Raw genomic sequence first — 19,408 nt, 5'->3', positions numbered from 1 at the left:
GAGGCGGATCCAGATATTGACCGTAGGCGCCATCTTTTTGACAGTCGATGCCAACAAGCCCATTGAAAACTATGGCTGAGACTTGCGATAGCTCGACGGCGTGTGGCCGGTCCATCTTTTGAAGGCACGGTTGAATGCACTTTGCTCGGAATAGCCTGTCAGGAAGGCGATTTCGGAGAGCGCATAGCGTTCTTCTTTCAACATGCCAATCGCGATGTCCCTGCGTGTTTCTTCCGTTAGCGCCTGAAAGCTGACGCCTTGCTCTGCGAGCCGACGGTGAAAGGAGCGAACGCTTAATCCAAGTTGGCGCGCAATGTCCGCCATTTTTGGCAATCCGTTGCTAAGCGCGCGGGCGATTTCGTCTTTGGTCCGTGCCCCCAATGTGGGGGTGTCGTCAATCTTGGATAGCTCGTCATCCAGATGCGATACCAAAAAGCGTGTGATGCCCTCATCTCCCAGAAGGTTGGGAGCCGACAGAGACTCTGGCGCCATCAACAATGCGTCCATATGCGCATCGAAATGCACCGGACAGCCAAAATAGGCTTCATGACGCGCGACCGACTTGGGGGCAGGATGCTTGAAATAGACAGCAAGCGGAGCAAAGGCGTCGGATGTAACCTGTCGGCTAAGCGAAACAGCACTGGCAAGATCGGCTTCGATGGAAAGACGCATTCCCAAACGTCTTTCCCCTTCGCGGTGCTCGATAAACAATAGGCCTTCTTCACCCTGCTTCAGTTCGTATCGCACGAAACTGGTCCAAAGACGAGCGTAGCGCTCCACACGGGAGAAAGACCCCAATAAGGTTGGTGCGGCCTTCCAGGCCAGTCCGAGCGCTCCATATTCATCCGGGCGCATTGCATCGCCCACAATGAGCGGCAAGGCTGTGATGTCAAACTGCCGGGCCATCAGTTCGAGCATGCCGTAATAGTCTTCTTCGTCCAGCATCAGCTTGGGGTCAAATGGCCCATCAACGTCAAGGCCGACCGCCCCCAACACCACCTTGGCGTCGATGCTATCCCCTGCCGCTGCAACAACTTTCCGCGCAAATAGTGATGTAACCTGCCCCATAACGGGAAATTACTTAGAAAAACGACCTAATACAAGCAGTGCTTTTCATCAGTCCGTCTGCTTCAGGCGCCAAATCTCGGGTGATCGCCCTTTTCAATCATCCTGATGAGGACCAGCTCCCTTAAGTAGCAGTCCTCATCAGAATATGATGTCATGCCGCTTTCTTCAGATGGTTCGCTTTGGCGCCCCCAATCAGCGCCTTGTGAAGGGAAACCACGGTGCTGTCAGCAGCATCTTGCGGAACGACAAACTGAATATCCACGTTGCGCGGCGACTGTTGTGCTGCCAGCACATCGATGCCGGCTTTCTCCAGTGCCACCAAGCCTTTGGAGAAGGCATTAAGTCCGGTAAGATCGCGACCGATCACTGAGACAATCGAAACATTGCGGATGCTCACCTGAGCGGAGGGAAAGATTGCTTCCAGATCCGACACCACCCGCCGCACAGTCTTCAAAGGGGCTTCAACATAGTGGGTAATGGCATTGGCATTCGACGTTTTCGACGCAATGCGCACCTTGTGGCGCTTCAGGGATGCCAAAACCTCGGCGTCATAGCCTTTAACCCCCACCATGTCAGGCTCAAACAGTTCGAGAGCCACGACATTGAGGCCGGTAATGATCTCCACCGCAGAGGAATCTGCGGGCTGTTCGTCAATGAGCGTGCCAGGATCGGACGGATCGAAGGCATTCGTAACCCGCAGGGCGACCTGCGATTGGCGCAAGGTCTTTGCCGCATTGGGGTGAATGGCTTCCATCCCCATATTGGAAAGCTGATCTGCCACATCGTAATTTGTGTGGCCAAGCTTGCGAACCGAATCTATTCCAACCAACGCTGGGTCGGCAGAAGAGAGATGAAATTCCTTGTGAATGATCGCTTCTTCTGCGCCAGTATAGGCGGCGATGTTGGAAAAAGTGACTTCAGAATAGCCGCGATCATATTCGCGCATCAAGCCCTCGCGGCATTGCGCATAGCCTGTCACGATGGGCAGTTCCGACGTCAGATCCACATCCTTGAAAGCGCCAGCAATGCGCTCCTGCAAACTGCATTCGGTTTCGTCACGCCAGCCGCTGAGATCGATAAAGCGCGCATTGACCCCGGCGCGTTTGAGCATCAGCGTTGTCACATAAGCGGAATGGGCTTCCCCCAGACCGGAGAGCAGCTCACGCACGATCATCATCTGGTTGGAAAGCCTGAAATGCCCGTAAGAGCAAAGGCGTCTTAGATCGAACAGGCAATTGCGCGCGCCCTCGATCCGATCTCGCACGAAATTCTCGGCCAGAGTGCGATCTGCGGAATTGTGCAAGACCGCATTGTGCCGTTCTGCCATGGCTGCGCCGACGCGGGTTAAGGCATCCAGCCAGCTGTGATCATTGTCGTCATTTGCAAAGAGCGCGTAAACACCCGGATCGCCGGTTTTCTTGTGCTCCAGCAGCAGGTTTGTGATCCCACCAAAGGCGGAAACGACAAAGATCCGGTGAAACAGCTCTTCCGCTGTGCGATCACCTATGATCAGTGTATCGCGCAATTCATTGATGCGCGACATGGAGGTTCCGCCGATTTTCTCGACGGTGTGTTTTGGGAAGGTCAAATGATGTCATCCGACAGATGTCGGAGCCTTTCAAGCTGATTCCAGATCTTCTGCGGCGGCGTAGGAGCCATCTTCGCGATGCACTTCCTTGCCGGTCACAGGCGGGTTGAAGCAACAGGCCATGACCAGTTGTTCCTCTGCCCGCAGAATATGGCGGTCGTGTTGGTCCAGCGCATACATCACACCGGGTTTGATGGGGTGGGTTTCGCCGGTCGCAAGATCGGTGATCGAGCCGCTCCCCTGCATGCAAAAAACGCTCTCGAAATGGTTCTTATATTCGAACGTGTGCTCGGAGCCTGGTTCCAGAAAGGTGATATGGAAGGAAAAACCCATTCTGTCATTCGCCAAGAGCATGCGGATGCTGCTCCATTGGGCGTCTGATACCACGCGATCTGGTTGGCTTTTCAAAATCTCGTTGAGGTCGCGCACAATCATGCTGTTACTCCGCTGCGTATTTGTAAGTGCCCAGCACATTCTGTGCTGCGTCGATGAGAATATCCAAACCGGACAGAAGCATGTCGTCCGGTGTTGTCAGAGGAGCAAGGATCTTGACCACTTCATCCTCTGACCCTGAAGTTTCGATGATGAGCCCGTTTTGGAAGGCGCGGGCACAGATCTCTCCAGCCAGGTCACCACTCCCCACGTCAACGCCGCGCATCATGCCGCGTCCTTTAAGGCGTGCGCCCGGGATCATGTCGGCAATGGCCTGCAAACCCTGCTCGATCAGTTTTGCCCGGCGCGCAATATCCTGTTCAAAGCGATTGTCGGACCAGAATTTTTCAATCGCGGCCCGCGCCGTGACAAAGGCATGTGTGTTGCCGCGGAAGGTGCCGTTATGCTCCGCTGGTCCCATGACATCATGCTCCGGTTTTACCAAAACAAGCCCCATTGGCAGGCCAAAACCGGAGATCGACTTGGCCAAGGTGATGATGTCTGGAGAAATGCCGCTTTCTTCAAAGGAGAAAAAGCGCCCGGTGCGACCGCATCCGGCTTGCACGTCATCAACGATCAACAATGCACCCGCCTTTTTGGCCATCTGCGCAATGCTGCGTAGCCACTCAGCGGAGGCCGCATTTAACCCGCCCTCGCCCTGAACCGTTTCAAGAATGATGGCTGCTGGCGCATCCATTCCCGAAGACTGATCAACAAGCATCGCTTCGATGAAGGCCGTTGTATCATTATGCTCCCCCACGAAACCATCAAAGGGCATGCGGGTGACGTTGTTTAACGGTACTCCGGATCCTTCGCGGTGATAGCCGTTGCCGGTTGCCGCCAGCGCGCCTTGAGTTACACCGTGGAACCCGTTGGTAAAGGCGATAATGTTGGAGCGCCCCGTGACCTTGCGCGCAATCTTCATCGCAGCTTCCACGGTGTTGGCACCTGTCGGCCCGGTGAACATGATTTTGTGCGCCATCTTGCGCGGGGTGAGAATATGCTTCTCGAACGTCTCAATGAAAGCGGCTTTGGTGTCCGTATGCATATCCAGACCATGGGCAATGCCATCAGCTTGAATATGGTCAATAAGGGCCTGTTTGAGGTCGGGGTCATTGTGACCGTAGTTCAGCGAAGAGCAGCCTGCGAGAAAGTCGATATAGCGTGTCCCGTCTTGATCGATCATCTCTGATCCGTTTGCAGAGGTGAAGACAGTGTCAAAGCCACGACAATAACTGCGCGCATCGGATTCGCGACGTGTAAAAATGTCCGTGTTAGCGGGTGTTGTAGACATAAGGTTTCCTTGGGGTTTCCTTGGCGTTCGAAAAATGAAAAGGGTGCGGTGATCAGGTTTGGCGAGCAGAAGGCTCAAGCCGCCAGCGCCGCACGTTCCGCCAGCCGGATCGTGACCAGATTTTCGGTATCGTGGCGATCCTGAAAATGCTGCGACTGGGTGTAATAGGGCTGGGAGTCCAGCTCGCAGCTCTGGTTTTTCGCGAATTTGCCAAACAAAGCCCAGGACGCTTCGTTGTCTTCTGTGATTGTTGTTTGCAGCTTGGTCACAGCCTCGCATTGCGGTCTGTCGATGATCGTCTGCAGCATCTTGCTCCCGAGTCCGAGACCGCGGGCCTTTTGCGCAACGGCGACCTGCCAGATAAACAACGTGTCCGGCTCATTGGGTAAGATATAAGCAGAGATCCAGCCAACGACCTCCCCGGACAACTCCGCCAACACACAGGTGTCCGCGAAATGATCACATTGCAGAAGATTGCAATACATCGAGTTTTCATCGAGTGGTCGGCAATTGCGAATGAGTTCCCAGATCTCGGCGCCATCCTCGGCGCAGGGAATGCGCAACAGGGGACGGGCGGGGTGAATCTGTTTAGCGGTATATTGCATGTGTAGTGAGCTCCTTTTCGCTTCGCATATCGAACTAACATAGCGGTCAATAAATTTCAACAATCAAAGCAATATAATTTCAAACTCGACCCAAAATGACAGAAATCAGCCAGAAATAAAGAGTTTCTGCACGAGAATTATAAATTATAGCTTTGATAATCAAATTAAATAAAATTTTGCTTTATCGAAGTAATCTGGCTATTATTCTCGCATTGAAACACCTTTGTGTTCTTCACCAATCATCAAATGGAGGCCACTTGGACCGCATCGACTCTAGCTTGATTGCCCTGAGACGGATTGTGCGCGCGACTGAATTGTTTGGTCGCGAAATCCGCCAGACCAGCGGCGTCACTCCCACCCAGTTTCGCGTTTTGCAAATTGTCTCCGAGCAAGGATATGCCACGGCCAAAGCTATTTCAGTGCGGATGCGTGTCTCGCAAGGCACGGTCACCTCTTTGGTTGACAAGCTGGTGCGTGACGGTGTGGCGGTGCGCGAGAAATCCACTCAGGATCGCCGACAGACCAACATCCTTCTCACAGATGCTGGACGCGCTGTGCTTCGCGATGCGCCGGACCCTTTGCAGCAAACATTTGTGCGCAAGTTCGCTGCCATGGAGAATTGGGAGCAAGCCATGCTTGTGGCCAGTCTTGAGAGAGTGGCGGCTATGCTGAATGCTGAAGATATGGACGCATCACCAGTGTTGGATACCGGCGAGATAAGACCCACAGAATAAAACCAAGCAGCTTGGCTCGTGGCCGAGTTGCCATTGGCCACCACAACGTTGGCTAGACACGCACTTTCCTGAGTTGCCGAACCAAGACAGCAAGATGCATCTGCACTGTCCTTGCGGAATCAGGAGCGGTTGTTGCTCATGCTTGCCATGATCCGCGACACGTCTATCATGCGGTCGCGTGCCCGCTGCCGATCCTCACTCGCTGGCAGACGTGCGTCGAGCACCGCATCGAGCTGGTCCCGTGCGGCGTCCTGACTTAGTCCATCGAGGCTCAGGCCACACCGAAGCCATAGGCCATCGACGGCAGTCGTTAACACATCAGACATCAAATTTGCGTCCTGCTCTGGCAGAAGGCTGCGCAAGGGGCCTATAAGGTTCGAGCGCATTCTGGCATAGATCACCGTCTGGATGCGCTGGTACGACGTGATGTGAGGCACACCGGCGCAAAGCGAAATCCATGCATGAGCCACATCGGTCCGAAAGGACGTAGGGGAAAGATTGGTTTCCAGAACCGCATAGATGCGCTCCCATGGCGTTTTCGCTTCCCGCAGCAGAATGATCGCTTCCTTGCACAAGACCGCATTGGCATAGCGCAGCGCGGCAGACAATAGAGCTTCCTTGCTTTGGTAATAGTGCAGAACATTGGCTTTCGAAGCGCCAGCTTCTTCTGCTACGCGCGACAGCGACGTTCCCTGAAGGCCATGCTTCATCAAGGTGCGATAAGCGGCGGCTGCATATTCTGCCCGCCTTATCTGAGAAATGTTCCTTCGCCCCATTGCCCCCCTCCAGTTAGCCCGACCTGATACGGCTTTTCTTCTAGAATAGGTTGACTCTATGGTCAATCTATTAGATTTTAGATCGTAAATTGACCAAATGGTTTATTTATAACCCAAGAGGATCATAAATTATGAAATCGCTTCTTTCCACCACATGTGCCCTTCTTTTTTCCGCAGCACTTCCCGCTCAAGCCGATTGCAATCTGGTGCGTCTTGCCGAACCGGGCTGGACCGATCTGGCGCTCACATCCGCAATCACGCAGGTTCTGATCGAAGGAATGGGTCACAAGACAGAGAGCAAGATCCTCGGCATTCCCGTGATCTATGAATCCATGAAGCGCAAGGATCTGGATGTCTTCATGGGATATTGGGATCCGGCGATGGAAACCTATTTCAATGCCTATCGTGATAGCGGAGAAATCGAAACCATCCATACCAATCTGGAAGGCGCCAAATTTACATGGGCCGTTCCCTCCTACGTATATGACGCGGGGGTTCACTCTTTTGCAGACCTTGCCAAACACGCGGATGAATTCGACGAAAAAGTTTATGGCATTGAGCCGGGCTCGAACGATATCATGCTCGACATTGTCGCCAAGAACGAATTTGGGCTGGGAGACTGGAAGGTTGTCGAAAGCTCGGAACAGGGCATGCTGTCTCAGGTTGCGCGTGAGATAAAGCGCAAAAAGTGGATCGCTTTTCTTGGCTGGGCACCGCATCCCATGAACACGGCCTTTGATCTGAAATATCTTGAAGGGGGCGATGCCTATTACGGCCCGAACTTTGGCGGAGCGACCGTCCATACGCAAGTGCGCAAAGGCTATCAGAAAGAATGCCCACAGATTGGCAAACTGCTTGATCAACTCACCTTCACTGTGTCCATGGAAAGCGAGGGCATGGGCTATATTCTGGACGACAAGATGAGCGCTATGGATGCCGCACGCAAAGTCATCGCCAACCACCCTGATATGCTTGATACATGGTTGGAAGGGATTTCCACGACGGATGGTAGCTCGGCTCTCGCTGCGGTTAACAAAGATCTCGGACTCGCACCCAAACCATGACGAGCCAGGATCTTTACGCCAAGTTGGGCGACATCCGAATGTGCTACAGGCAAGACGGGTCTTCGGATGCGCCCGCCCTCATCTTGATACCCGGCCTCGGCATGCAGTTGATCGAATGGCCCCCGGCCCTTGTGAAGGTGCTTTCACAAGACCATAGAGTCATTCGCTTGGACAATCGGGATTGCGGCCTTTCAAGCCGATGTGGCGGGCCATTTTCGGTGATTCCGTCCGGCTTCTCCTGGAAAGGAAGTGCGTTAGAACAGGCTTCCTATGACCTCACGGATATGGCGGATGACGTCATTGCATTGGCCAATCATCTGCAACTGAAACAATTTGGCTGTATCGGCTTTTCCATGGGAGGCATGATCGCGCAGATTGTCGCAACGAAGGCTGACGATCGGGTGCGGTCTCTTGTGTCAATCAGCAGCACGGGAGGTGAAAGTGTGATTTCCGCCGAGCCTGAAGCCTTGAGGCAGATGGAAAGCTTTTTCTTTCCTTTCGCCACGGCGATGGAAGCATCGGAGGTGATCCGATCGAGCAACGACTATTTTTCGCGCGGCGCATTGCCCCGCGATAGCGCGCAGAGTATCAGGCTGGCCCATGCGCTTGTTGAGCGCGCCCAAGATGAAGGCGGCTACCTGCGACAGGCCTGGGCCATGACGGCCACTGCGGCTTGGAGGGACGGATTGGCAAAGCTATTGGTTCGGGCTCTCTTTCTTCACGGAGACAAAGATCCATGTATCAAGGCAACATCTGCCCAACAGATGGCAGGCGATATGCCTCAGGCCAGTTGCACGATCTGTACTGAGCTCGGGCATTGGATTGATGACCAGATTTGCGCGCAAATTGTGAGCTGGATAAAAGAGACTGACCTCGCAATATCTCGATGTAGCGCCTGATCCATCATTGCGAGAATACTTCCTGCACCGGGCCAAGAAGATGGTTCGCAATCTTTTTGCATTATTATGCTAAGAGAGTTGTCAGGTGGCATGAAACCCTAAAATTGGGGCCATCAATGAATTCATGAAAAATCTTGGCACCCAATATGGCCCCACTCGGGTCGCATATGGTGAAATCGCCTGACACACTCCGAGAAACCTGAGACCTAAAAACCCCATAATTCCAAAGACTTGTTGACATAAGTGGGACGGGCTGGGAAAAATGATGGTGCCCCGAGGCGGATGTCATTTTCAGAACTGTAACCCATTGAAATTTCGATATAAAAATTTTGCAACCAAAAATTTTATGCCTGTGGATGGCACCGTTTTGGGCACTAGACCTTAGGCTAGGTCAGGCTCGCTTCCAGCTCAACCTGAAAATTTCGGCTCAACGTCTTCCGATCGGCGGATTCGGAATGCGAACGTCTTTCTCCATTCTATCCGATAGCCCGAGATAGGAACAAATCACATTTTTCTTGCATCATCCCGTTCGGGATGTTTTCTGTCGCATCAACACTCTGATGGCACCTTTCATCCCGTTCGGGTCTTTTTCGTGCATTTTTAACTGAGTTGTGCTAGATTCGTCCCGAAAGGGATGATCATGGCCAACATCGATAATTCTCAAGATCTTGGAGCGCTCATTCGAGAAGAGCGCAAACGGCAGGCGCTGACACAGGAACAACTGGCAGCCCTATCGGGGGTCGGCGTGCGCTTTGTGCGTGAGCTGGAGCATGGCAAGGAGAGTTGCCAAGTGGGACTGGCTCTAACAGTCATGCAGACCCTTGGCCTCACCTTCACGGTCAACAACCGGGAGGATGACGCATGAGCCGCACTCTTGATGTCTATTTGCGCGAGAGTTTGGCAGGCTCCCTAATTCAGATGGATGATGGGCAACTCTGCTTCTTCTATGGTCCTGACTATCTGTCTTCCAACGGAGCCGCCCTTTCAGTCTCAATGCCCCTACAAGAGGCCCCCTACCCTGATGCGGCAGCTCGGCCTATCTTTTCCGGACTGCTACCAGATGAGCGCGCGCGCAAAAGGCTGGCCGCCGCCCTTGGCGTCTCGCAGCAAAATGCCTTTGGGCTTCTGGAAATCATCGGTGGTGAATGCGCAGGTGCCCTCTCGCTCTTGCCACAAGGATCAGATCTTCCAGACTTCAGCTCTCAGGATACTGAGCCGCTGGACGAGAAGCGCCTGAGCCAGATCCTTGATCTGTTGCGAGATCGCCCTTTGCTCGGAGGAGAGGAAGGTGTACGTCTGTCTCTTGCCGGTGCACAAGACAAGCTGGCGGTATGCGTGACCGGAGGTCAAATCTCGCTCCCCAAAGCCGGCAAGCCGACGACCCATATCCTCAAGCCCTTCATTGAAGGGCTGGATGGCACGGTTGAGAATGAGCTCTTCTGCATGCGTCTCGCAAACCGCGTCGGGCTTCAGGCTCCGCATGTCATCAAATCGTCAGCAGGAGACACCGACTTCATTCTGGTGGAACGCTATGACCGCGTTCAGGAAGCCGACGGCTCCATTGCCAAGCTGCATCAGGAAGACTTCTGTCAGGCTCTCAGCGTGCCGCCCGAACTCAAATATGAAGAAGAAGGTGGACCGGGGATCGCACAGTCGGCTGGTTTGATCCAGAAACACACGCGTCGCCCTGCCGCTGAAAGGCTCGCCTTCCAGCGCATGGTGATGTTTCATTATATGGTCGGCAACGCAGATGCTCATGCCAAGAATTTCTCTTTGCTCTATCACGCCAGCACACCGGATCTAGCCCCCCTCTATGATGTGGTTTGCACCGCGGCCTATCCACGTCTCACAAAGAAACTAGCCATGCAGATCGGCGGGCGAGGTCTTGCCGACACGATCACACTTGAACAATGGTACACACTTGCTGCTCCAACCAAGGCCGCCCAAAGAGTGCTCCGCACCGAGTTGGCCACAATGGCCAGCAGGATCGAAGCAGAAGCCGATGCTCTGCTCGACGAGTTGCACGCTGAAGACCTGTTTCACCCGATCCTGAAGACCGTCAGGACAATCATTGGCACCCGTGTCAAACTTGTGAGAGACCAACTCGAGAAGGCATGAGAAAGGCCCCGGCGATTGCCACCGCATCCTTGCGACTGAAGTAACGCGGAGGATGGAAAGGAGTGGCTTTGTTGCTTCGCGAGGAATGTCGGCTCGCCGACATGGGAAGAAAGCCCATCCGAACCATTGCGGCCTAGACGACCGAGGCATAAGCCGATCTTCGGCCAGATCGGGCTGATCCTCCCCCACTGAGTTGGTCCACCGTTATAGTTCGGGAAACGGAGGATTCGCTATGGCGAACAAACGCCCCAAACCAGAAGAAATTGTCACGAAGTTACGGCAGGTTGAGATCTTGACGGATTAGGGGGAACCTTAAAGTTGATTCCATCTAAAGCCCAAAAGAGGCGAGAAACTCCTCCAAAAGCGTCAATTCTTCTTAGATTACCTCAAGCGCAACCTTGGCTTTGAAATCAGCAAGGTATCGTTTTCTCTTCGTCATTTCGGATTTTCTTTCTCATCAGAAAATCCACCTTAACACTTGGTCCGAATTTCTAGGACCAGCTCTCCGTTCTCTAGGGAAGCCACATCGTCAATTATGAAGATATGATCTTCCCGGATACAAACTAAGAAGCCTTTCCCACTTTGAGCCACGGGTGGAAATGCCAAGTAATGGCAAGCCTGAACAAGTAGGATTGCCCATAAGTGGCGCTATTTTCTATTTGGCGATGAACAGACAAGCAGCTTAACCCCGTTCAACTCCAACTGCATGCGAATGTCTGCCGGAGGCTGGGAATCTGTAAACAGAGCAGAAATATTCTTGATATGGCCCATTTCAACAGTCGCTGTTGTGCTGAATTTGGTCGAATCCGCAGCAATGAAAACCTTACGTGCGGTTTTCATCATGCTTTGCACCATGATCACTTCATTGAATTCATAATCAAGCAAGGTACCATCGCTATCGATCGAGCCGCAGCTGGTGATCAGGTAATCAACGCGGAAATGGTTGATAAAATCAAGAGCCGTCGAGCCCAGTATGCCGCCGTTGGTACTGCGCAGCTTACCGCAAGGAACCATGACATTAAAGTCAGGGTTTTGATAGAGTACGTTTGCAACACGCAGGCTATTGGTGATCACCTGTAACCCACGCTTCTGCAACAGATGCTTCGCAATGGTCTCAGTAGTGGTGCCAATGGAAACGAAGATGGAACTGTTATCAGGAATCTGGGCCGCAATAGCTTCTCCAATGGCTTCTTTTTCTTCGGTTTCGGAAGTCTGCCGGACGGAATAGTCCAAGTTGACAACGCTGGAATTGCGCGCGGCCCCCCCATGGTGCCGGATGAGAAGCTTTTGATCGCTGAGTTTCTTAATATCGCGCCGGATTGTTTGCGCAGAAACGTCGAGCAGCTCCGTCAATTCCTCTACGCTGATATAACCCCGTTCATTGACTTCCCTTAGAAGCTTGTCCTGGCGGGGGGTCCCAACAATGACGGCGTCTGACATGTGGCTTTATTCCTGTTCTTGCAAATCAGATTCATTCCCGACCCTTCGCTTCATCGGAAATGACCTCTTAATATGTTCATTGTTATAGGGCGGCGTCCCTATTGGCTGGCAGCCAGAAAGGCATTCACGGTTTCCAGATCAGGAATGCCTTCTCGCCCTCCATATTTTGTACATTTCAGCGCAGCAACGGCGCTGGCAAACCGCACGGTTTGCGACGTTTCCATACTCTTGGCCAGAGCGAATGCAAAGGCCCCGTGGAAAACATCTCCGGCCCCGGTTGTATCCAATACATCCACTTTGAAGCCGGAAGCATGCCGGATATCCCCATCTTCCAACCAGTAGCAGCCATTCGCTCCTGCTGTCACATAGACTTTACCATCGGTTCTAGTCTGAGCAAGGCGCAATCCACTCAAAAGATCATCTGTTTGTGCGAATTTCGCCAATCCCGGTTCGGAAAACGCCACATGATCGGCCAAACCGACCAGATCTGAAATGTCCTGCGGCGTGACGTCGGCATCCAGCACACTGGGAACAGAAGCATTTTTAGCCATTTTCAGAGCATATGCAGCCCCGTCGTGCCAGCGCACATCGCACAGAACGGCTTGGAACTTTGCGAAATCAACAGTCTGCATCCATGTTGGATCTGTGCTCAGGGTTTCATCCTGGTAGTTAATGATCATCCTCTCCCCCTCATCATCAACAAGGATGGCAGAGAAGGATGAGGTGGCATCTTGTACTTCACGGGTGAAGCGATGCCCGACACCATAATGATCGAATTCACGTATGATTGCCTGCGCCACATCGTCAGAACCAACCCGGCCAAGAAATTCAACCGGAAGTCCAAGTCGAGCCACGGCAACTGCGGCTGTTGCCGCCGGTCCACCTCCAATTTCGAAGTAATCCTTAGCAACAAACTTGCCACCATTGGAGGGGAGTTTTTCAACGCGGAATACGCGGTCGAGAACGGTAATACCGACGCATGCAACGGTCATGCTTTTTTCCTTGTGTTTGCAACGCGCTGAAGGCGCTTGTCTTCTGAGCTTGGCGTTCTATCTCCAAAATATCACCAAAAACGACCACAAAACAACTAATATGTGTTGTAATTTGTCTATTTTTATTGCAAATGTTGTATTGCGATCAAATTCGCTCAAATGGGAGGTCTGAATGACGACAGTCGGTTTTATCGGTCTGGGGCAGATGGGCGCCGCAATGGCAGCCAATCTGATCAAGGGGGGCAATCAGCTCAAGGTTTTCGACATCAACAAGGATGCAGTAGACAATTTGGCCGCGCAAGGGGCTATTGCATGCTCTTCTGCCGCAGAGGCTGTCAGCGATGTAGGATTTGTCATCACCATGCTGCCCAATGGCGCACTGGTGCGTGATGTATTGTTGGGAGGCGGAGGCGTTGCGGCAGCCATGCCCAAGGATGCATTGGTTATTGATATGTCGACCATTCATCCACTGGAGACAGATGCCCTTATCAAAGACCTCGCCGTCCAAGACATTGAAATGATGGAAGCGCCGGTGGGGCGCACGTCCGATCATGCCGTTGCAGGCACCCTGCTTATTCTGGCTGGCGGCACAAAGGACCAGATCGCGCGCGCGCAACCTCTGTTCGACTTGATGGGCTCGGAAACCGTGGATGCTGGCGGGCCGGGCAAAGGCATTCGCGTCAAGATCATCAATAACTATATGAGCATTGCGCTCAATGCCCTTTCGGCTGAAGCAATTACCCTCTCCGAGAAGATCGGCCTCGAGTTCGACACGGCCATGTCTGTCATGAGCGGCACACCAGCTGGCAAAGGTCATTTTACAACAACATGGCCCAACAAGGTGCTGGCTGGCGACCTTTCCCCTGCCTTCATGATCGATCTGGCACACAAGGATCTAGGCATCGCACTTGATTTGGCCAATCAGGTGGGCGTGCCCATGCCGATGGGAGCTGCTTCACGAGAGCTCTACAATATCAGCCGCGTTTCCGGACGTGGGCGTCAGGACTGGACCGCGGTTCTGGAACAAGTGCGCGATCTGTCCGGCCTTGAAACCAAGGCATAACAGGACAGGCACGGGAGGATTATCATGAAAAAGACTATAGAAACCTACGGCGCGGTGGACGGCAAACGGGTCGATCTCATCACACTGAGCAACAAGGGTGGCATGACCGTTCGTGTCACCAACTATGGCTGCATCGTTACCAGCATCGAGGTCCCGGATAAAAATGGCACCTTGGCAGATGTGGTGCTTGGCTACGAATCTCTTGAGCGCTATCTAAGTGGTCACCCCTTCTTTGGTGCGATCGCCGGACGCTTTGCCAACCGCATCAAGGATGGCCAATTCGCAATCGACGGCCAAAGCTATGAACTTGAAACCAACGAAGCCCCTACGGGCCAGCATTTGCATGGCGGTTCCAAGGGCTTTGACAAATATGTCTGGGGCTATGACCTTGAGGAAAGCGAAGACGCGATCCTCATTCACTTCCATCGGGTCTCGCCCGACGGTGAATCCGGCTATCCGGGCACCATGCAGGTCACCCACACCATAGGCCTTAGCGAAGACAATGCCCTTTGCTATGATTTCACGGCAAGTTGTGATCAGCCAACCATCGTCAATCTGGTCAATCACAGTTATTACAATCTGGCAGGCCATGATAGCGGCAGCGTCGCGGATCATGAATTGACGCTCTATTCCGATTTCTACACACCTGTTTCAGACACCATGATCCCCACCGGCGAAATCCGATTGGTTGAGGGCACTGGACTTGATTTCCGCAATCCGACGGTGATTGGCACCAACATGAAGAAAGTGGATGCAGGCGGAATTGACAATAATTTCATCCTCAGTGACAAACAAACCGAAGGCCCCTACACGCTCGCCGCTGATCTCTACGAACCCAAGTCTGGTCGCTCTATGACTGTGCTCACCACGCAGCCTGCGATTCAGTTCTACAATGCCTTCAAGCTTTCCAACAAGGAATGGATCGGGCGCAACGGGTTCAAATATGAAGCATTTGGGGGCCTTTGCCTTGAGACCCAAGGTTTCCCCGACGCTCCGAACCAGCCGCACTTCCCCAGTGCGGTTCTCAAACCCGGTGAAGTTTATCATCATCGCACCCTTCACCGGTTCGGCACCCGCTAAGCCACCTATCCCCCGAGAGGCCAGAGGTCATTTTGCAGCAGCATGATCTCTGGTCACCTTTTGGCAGGACCCTCCCCATGATCATGGAAATTATCGTCGTATCGGCTATCATCGCGCTGGGTAGCTTTACGCAAGGTCTGACCGGCTTCGGATTGGCACTCGTCAGCGTGCCACTTCTCTCCATGGCGGTCGATGTCAAGGCGGCGGTGCCAATCGCAGGCATCTTCGGCTGGCTGGTTACTTTTCCGCTGGTTTGGAAAATGCGCAAGAATGTGCAATGGAAAAGTGGTTTGATTCTGTTTGTCGGATCGCTTCCAGGCTCCTTCCTTGGTGCGGATTTGCTCAAGCGGTTGCCGGGAGAGGCAATTCTGATCACGATGGGCGTCGTGCTGATCCTCTCCAGCCTTTATTCCCTCTTCTCCCGTGCGCCCCTTTTCAAAAAGACGTCGCCCCCCATCACACTGGGAACCGGATTCTTCTCCGGTGCCTTGGGCGCCAGTGTTGGAGAACCCGGCCCACCTGTGATTGCCTACACATCAATGCAGCCATGGAGTGCCCATGAGGTTAAATCGACTCTGGTGTTCTTCTTCATGCTGCAGATGGTCGGGGCCATCGCTGGTTTCTGGACCAAGGGGCTTCTGGATGCCTATGTACTAGAGCGTGTGGCCTATGCCTTTCCTGCCTTTATCGTGGGCATGAGCCTTGGCATGTTCGCCTATCACCTGCTGCACACATACAAGATCAACTATCACGGCATCATCCATTCGTTGCTTTTGATCATTGGGGTCATGCTCGTGGTGAAAAATTTCCATATTTTGTAGGTTTCATGCAGTAATTTGTGTAATAGTGTTGCTTTTCACCCAATTATCCGTCAGAACACTTTCGGAAACGATCAAAACTTGGTAACCTGCACATAGAGAAACATGAAATATGACATTGGCAGCCAATAAGATCCCAGACAGCTGTCGCGGCGCATTTTTTCGAAGAGATGCGTAACAAGAGGTAACAGAATGGCCTATATTTCCGGTACAAAACTGATCGAACGCGCCTGGAAAGACGGATATGCGATCGGCGCCTTCAGTGTACACAACGCCGAGACAACACGAGCGATTCTCAAGGCGGCCGAAGAAGAGCAGGCCCCCATCATGGTGATGATCGGACAAAAAGTGATCAACACCATGGGGCTGGATGAAATGAAGGCCATTGTGGATGCCTTCATGACAAACATCACGGCTCCAGTAGCTATCCATCTCGATCATAGCCGCCAGTTTCCGCAAACCATGGCTGCGGCGCGCGTCGGTTTCCATTCCCTCATGTTTGATGGGTCCGGCCTTGAATTTGACGAAAACTGCCGCATCACCAAAATAGTGACAGAAGTTGCGCATGCTCTGAATATTGGCTGTGAAGGTGAAATCGGCAAGATTGGCGGTGTGGAAGATGACATCGCCGTGGATGAAGCAGATGCAATGATCACCACGGTTGCCGAGGCACAGGAATTTGTTGACCGCACCAACCTCGACTATTTGGCCATTTCCATTGGCACTGCGCATGGTATGTACAAAGCAGAACCCAAGTTGGCCTTTGACCGTATCAGGGAAATCAAGGAAATCGTGCAGAAACCCTTGGTGATGCATGGCGGTTCGGGTGTGCCGGACGAGCAGGTCGAGCGCGCAATAAAACTGGGTATCGCCAAGGTCAATGTAGACACTGAGCTGCGCCAGGCCTTCACTTATGGCGCTCAGGCCTATTGGAAAGAGAGTCCAGAAGACTTTGTTCTGGCCGACTCTCTTGGGGCTGCTGAAACCATCATGAAAGAAAAGGTGAAAGAGAAAATTCGCCTGTTTGGTTCCAGTGGAAAAGCTTCTGATTTTTAAATTGGACCTCGTTCTCCCGCGAGTTTTTTCCTCCACTATAGCTGGACCATACCTCGCCCTGACCCATTTACGGGTCAGGGTTTTTGTTGTTGGGCGTTCTTGCTTCTCCCGCACGTCCTCCGTTTGATACCAATAATGTCGATTACTTTTGCCAACGTTGGATGAGTTCAGGATAGGCATTGCAAGCAAAAGGCCCAGGCAAACAAACCCCTCTGCGCACCAAGAGCGCAGAGGGGTTTAACATTTGGCTCACCATGCAGCCGGTGAGAATTGCCCGAACGCCGCTCAACCGTGAGGGTACCGACTCCTGCTAAAGCAGATCTTCAGCTGCATCCTGGATCTTGGCAAACAGCACTGTGTCTGCGCTTGACGCTCTATAGAAAACTGCGGGCTTCCCGATGGGAGCCTCCACTTCAACCCAGCCACCCTGATAATGCTCACCGCTCCAGATATGAATCCACTGATCAGGAGGCAAATAGAGTTTGCGCTGCCTTGCGCCCTGCTCATAAACCGGTGCGACAAGCAGATCGCGGCCAAACAGATATTCATACATGATCTCATAAGACAGGGCATCACCTTCATAATGCATGAAGAGCGGGCGCTGAACCGGCATACCCGTTAAGGCATTCTCTTTAACTGCGGCCTTTATGTAGGGCTTCAGATGAGTGAAAATCCGCGTCATGCGGGCCAGATGGCAAAGGGTTTCGGTGTCCGTATCAAACTGGTGATTGTCTGCAGGTCGGTTGCCTTCATGGGTGCGCATCATAGGCGTGAAGGCGGCCATTTCCGCCCAGCGCATGAACAATTCCCGATCCCGCTTCATGCCGTGCAAAGTGGTATAGCCGCCAATGTCCGAATGATGGATGCCATTGCCCAGAAGACCTGAAGAGAGCGCTCCATTGATCACTGAGGGCATACCGTCGTCGATATTCCAGTTTACGCATTGATCGCCCGCCCATAGGGTGTGGCAATAGCGCTGAATACCTGTGTAGCCTGCGCGCATAAAAAACAGGATATCATCGGTCTTGCCGGCTTCCTCAATGGCTTCATGGTTGATCTTGGCCCAGCGACGTGGCCAGTCATTATGTTCGATCTCGGCGGATTTGCCATTGGCAAGAGTGCAGTCGGTGGGCAGATATTCCCCGAAATCCGCCATCCAGCCATCAAGGCCGAAATCGATCATGTTGGTCTTGATAACGCCTTTATACCATTCACAGGCCGCAGGATTGGTGAAATCCACCACGCCACAATAGAATTCGCCAAAGTCGACCACATATTTGGAGCCGTCCTGGCGGGTTGCCAGATAGCCCTTGCTGGCAGCCTCTTGATAAAGCGGAAAGTCTTCGAGCACATAGGGATTGATATAGCCAAGAAAGCGAATGCCCTCGCGCTTCAACGCATGGATCTTGCTGTCTAGCTCAGGGTATAGATCCGGGTTCCACTGCCAGTCCCATTGCAGGCGTTTGCCAAAGGACGTGATCTTGATGCCCTGCCAATCCTGACACCATGCGCCAGCCACCTTGATGCCAGCGGCCTTGGCCTTGTGCAATTTCTCTAGAGTGGTTTCGGTGCCTCCCTGAATGCCCAGAATGACCCCGTCATGAACCCAGTCAGGCATCTCGGGCTGGGTGCCGAATAGACCGTAAATATTATGCACCAGAGCCGGAAAGCTCTGCTCGCAATCAAAGAGCAGATAGTCGGGAATGGCCCAGCACTGCAATTCATGAAAGTCTGAGTGACGGAAGTCGAAATCGGCATAGGCCGTGGTTTGCAGATGCACGAAATAGCGGTCGCTTGAAACAAAGGTCGGCTGCGGATAGTTGGTGTTGTAGTAATCGCCCCCTGCCCGGTCTTTGACATCAGCCTGCCAGGTGATGTAACTGGCCTTATTGCGCCCCACGCCGGGCTCGGACGTCCAGAGCGGAAAGTTGTGACCTCTGAGATTGAAATAGGTGAGCTGTTCGCCGCAGCCGTAAATCTTTTCATCTTTGCTGGCGTCAAGCCTGATCCAAACCCTGTTAAGGCTTTCCTTGGCATCATGGAATCCTATCTTGAGGCGGCCTTCCGGGGTTTCCTCGGCACAGAGCGTGATTTGGAGTTCTCCTTCATAGTGGAACTCAATACGAACAGCCTGTCCATCACCCTTGATTGTGAAGCAGCGCAAAGCAATACGTTCGTTCACATAGTCCTTGATGTCGAAATTGCCGCGATACATATCGTAAGTGGCGTTACCAGTGCCGACAAACAGGATGGGTGAGCTATGAGAGTGCTGCAGCACGATCTGGTCTTTGTGCGAGAGTATAAAACCGGTCTCGGATCTTTCGAATTTCATATGATTGTCCCTCGATCTACTCTTGTGAATGCTGACGGCAATCAGAATT

18 protein-coding genes are annotated in these 19,408 nt (G+C 52.8%); 9 read left to right on the top strand and 9 right to left on the bottom strand.

Going from position 1 to position 19,408, the window contains the following annotated elements; all coding sequences use genetic code 11:
- Nucleotides 1-69: 69 nt before the first annotated feature.
- The 5 genes from BM258_RS22110 to ectA all read right to left on the bottom strand — a co-directional run bounded on the left by BM258_RS22110 (nt 70) and on the right by ectA (nt 4,987).
- Nucleotides 70-1,068: an AraC family transcriptional regulator gene (locus tag BM258_RS22110; protein WP_090075422.1), complete on the bottom strand. Its 999-nt coding sequence runs from the start codon at nt 1,066-1,068 to the stop codon at nt 70-72.
- A gap of 151 nt (nt 1,069-1,219) precedes the next feature.
- Complete coding sequence (locus BM258_RS22105) at nt 1,220-2,656, bottom strand: aspartate kinase (protein ID WP_090075421.1); 1,437 nt, start codon at nt 2,654-2,656, stop codon at nt 1,220-1,222.
- A gap of 30 nt (nt 2,657-2,686) precedes the next feature.
- A complete protein-coding gene (locus tag BM258_RS22100; protein ID WP_090075420.1) occupies nt 2,687-3,091 on the bottom strand; it encodes an ectoine synthase in 405 nt (134 codons plus the stop codon).
- A gap of 4 nt (nt 3,092-3,095) precedes the next feature.
- Nucleotides 3,096-4,382, bottom strand: a complete 1,287-nt coding sequence (gene ectB / locus BM258_RS22095) for a diaminobutyrate--2-oxoglutarate transaminase (RefSeq protein WP_090075419.1) — start codon at nt 4,380-4,382, stop codon at nt 3,096-3,098.
- A gap of 74 nt (nt 4,383-4,456) precedes the next feature.
- Nucleotides 4,457-4,987, bottom strand: a complete 531-nt coding sequence (gene ectA / locus BM258_RS22090) for a diaminobutyrate acetyltransferase (protein ID WP_090075418.1) — start codon at nt 4,985-4,987, stop codon at nt 4,457-4,459.
- A 257-nt stretch (nt 4,988-5,244) separates the two neighbouring features.
- Here ectA and BM258_RS22085 point away from each other — a divergent pair, with 257 nt between their 5' ends.
- Nucleotides 5,245-5,721: a MarR family winged helix-turn-helix transcriptional regulator gene (locus BM258_RS22085; protein WP_090075417.1), complete on the top strand. Its 477-nt coding sequence runs from the start codon at nt 5,245-5,247 to the stop codon at nt 5,719-5,721.
- Between the two features lie 119 nt (nt 5,722-5,840).
- Here BM258_RS22085 and betI read toward each other — a convergent pair whose 3' ends face one another.
- Nucleotides 5,841-6,497: a transcriptional regulator BetI gene (gene betI / locus BM258_RS22080; protein ID WP_090075416.1), complete on the bottom strand. Its 657-nt coding sequence runs from the start codon at nt 6,495-6,497 to the stop codon at nt 5,841-5,843.
- Between the two features lie 131 nt (nt 6,498-6,628).
- Between betI and choX the strand changes: the two genes are divergently transcribed.
- The 4 genes from choX (at nt 6,629) to BM258_RS22060 (ending at nt 10,578) form a co-directional block, all read left to right on the top strand.
- Entirely contained in the window at nt 6,629-7,561 is a 933-nt protein-coding gene (choX, locus tag BM258_RS22075; RefSeq protein WP_090075415.1) for a choline ABC transporter substrate-binding protein, read from the top strand.
- On the top strand, nt 7,558-8,460 hold the full coding sequence (locus BM258_RS22070; RefSeq protein ID WP_090075414.1) for an alpha/beta fold hydrolase: 903 nt from the start codon (nt 7,558-7,560) through the stop codon (nt 8,458-8,460). Before choX ends, BM258_RS22070 begins: the two co-directional genes overlap by 4 nt.
- A 640-nt stretch (nt 8,461-9,100) precedes the next feature.
- A complete protein-coding gene (locus BM258_RS22065; protein ID WP_090075438.1) occupies nt 9,101-9,325 on the top strand; it encodes a helix-turn-helix domain-containing protein in 225 nt (74 codons plus the stop codon).
- Complete coding sequence (locus tag BM258_RS22060) at nt 9,322-10,578, top strand: type II toxin-antitoxin system HipA family toxin (protein WP_090075413.1); 1,257 nt, start codon at nt 9,322-9,324, stop codon at nt 10,576-10,578. Before BM258_RS22065 ends, BM258_RS22060 begins: the two co-directional genes overlap by 4 nt.
- A gap of 648 nt (nt 10,579-11,226) precedes the next feature.
- Here BM258_RS22060 and BM258_RS22055 read toward each other — a convergent pair.
- Both BM258_RS22055 and BM258_RS22050 read right to left on the bottom strand, forming a co-directional pair.
- On the bottom strand, nt 11,227-12,018 hold the full coding sequence (locus tag BM258_RS22055) for a DeoR/GlpR family DNA-binding transcription regulator (RefSeq protein WP_090075412.1): 792 nt from the start codon (nt 12,016-12,018) through the stop codon (nt 11,227-11,229).
- Nucleotides 12,019-12,116: 98 nt separating this feature from the next.
- A complete protein-coding gene (locus BM258_RS22050; RefSeq protein WP_090075411.1) occupies nt 12,117-13,010 on the bottom strand; it encodes a PfkB family carbohydrate kinase in 894 nt (297 codons plus the stop codon).
- Nucleotides 13,011-13,182: 172 nt separating this feature from the next.
- Here BM258_RS22050 and yihU point away from each other — a divergent pair, with 172 nt between their 5' ends.
- From yihU to BM258_RS22030, 4 genes are all read left to right on the top strand, one after another.
- On the top strand, nt 13,183-14,073 hold the full coding sequence (gene yihU, locus BM258_RS22045) for a sulfolactaldehyde 3-reductase (protein WP_090075410.1): 891 nt from the start codon (nt 13,183-13,185) through the stop codon (nt 14,071-14,073).
- 24 nt (nt 14,074-14,097) lie between these two features.
- A complete protein-coding gene (locus tag BM258_RS22040; RefSeq protein WP_090075409.1) occupies nt 14,098-15,153 on the top strand; it encodes an aldose epimerase family protein in 1,056 nt (351 codons plus the stop codon).
- A gap of 77 nt (nt 15,154-15,230) precedes the next feature.
- On the top strand, nt 15,231-15,974 hold the full coding sequence (locus tag BM258_RS22035; protein ID WP_090075408.1) for a sulfite exporter TauE/SafE family protein: 744 nt from the start codon (nt 15,231-15,233) through the stop codon (nt 15,972-15,974).
- 189 nt (nt 15,975-16,163) lie between these two features.
- Nucleotides 16,164-17,027 (top strand): class II fructose-bisphosphate aldolase, encoded by an 864-nt coding sequence (locus BM258_RS22030; protein ID WP_090075407.1) that lies wholly within the window; start codon nt 16,164-16,166, stop codon nt 17,025-17,027.
- A 310-nt stretch (nt 17,028-17,337) separates the two neighbouring features.
- Here BM258_RS22030 and BM258_RS22025 read toward each other — a convergent pair whose 3' ends face one another.
- On the bottom strand, nt 17,338-19,389 hold the full coding sequence (locus BM258_RS22025) for an alpha-glucosidase (protein ID WP_280141802.1): 2,052 nt from the start codon (nt 19,387-19,389) through the stop codon (nt 17,338-17,340).
- Nucleotides 19,390-19,408: the final 19 nt, after the last annotated feature.

It is taken from the genome of Cohaesibacter marisflavi, assembly GCF_900115225.1.
Lineage (GTDB): Bacteria > Pseudomonadota > Alphaproteobacteria > Rhizobiales > Cohaesibacteraceae > Cohaesibacter > Cohaesibacter marisflavi.
This window is presented reverse-complemented; position numbering and strand designations above follow the sequence as displayed.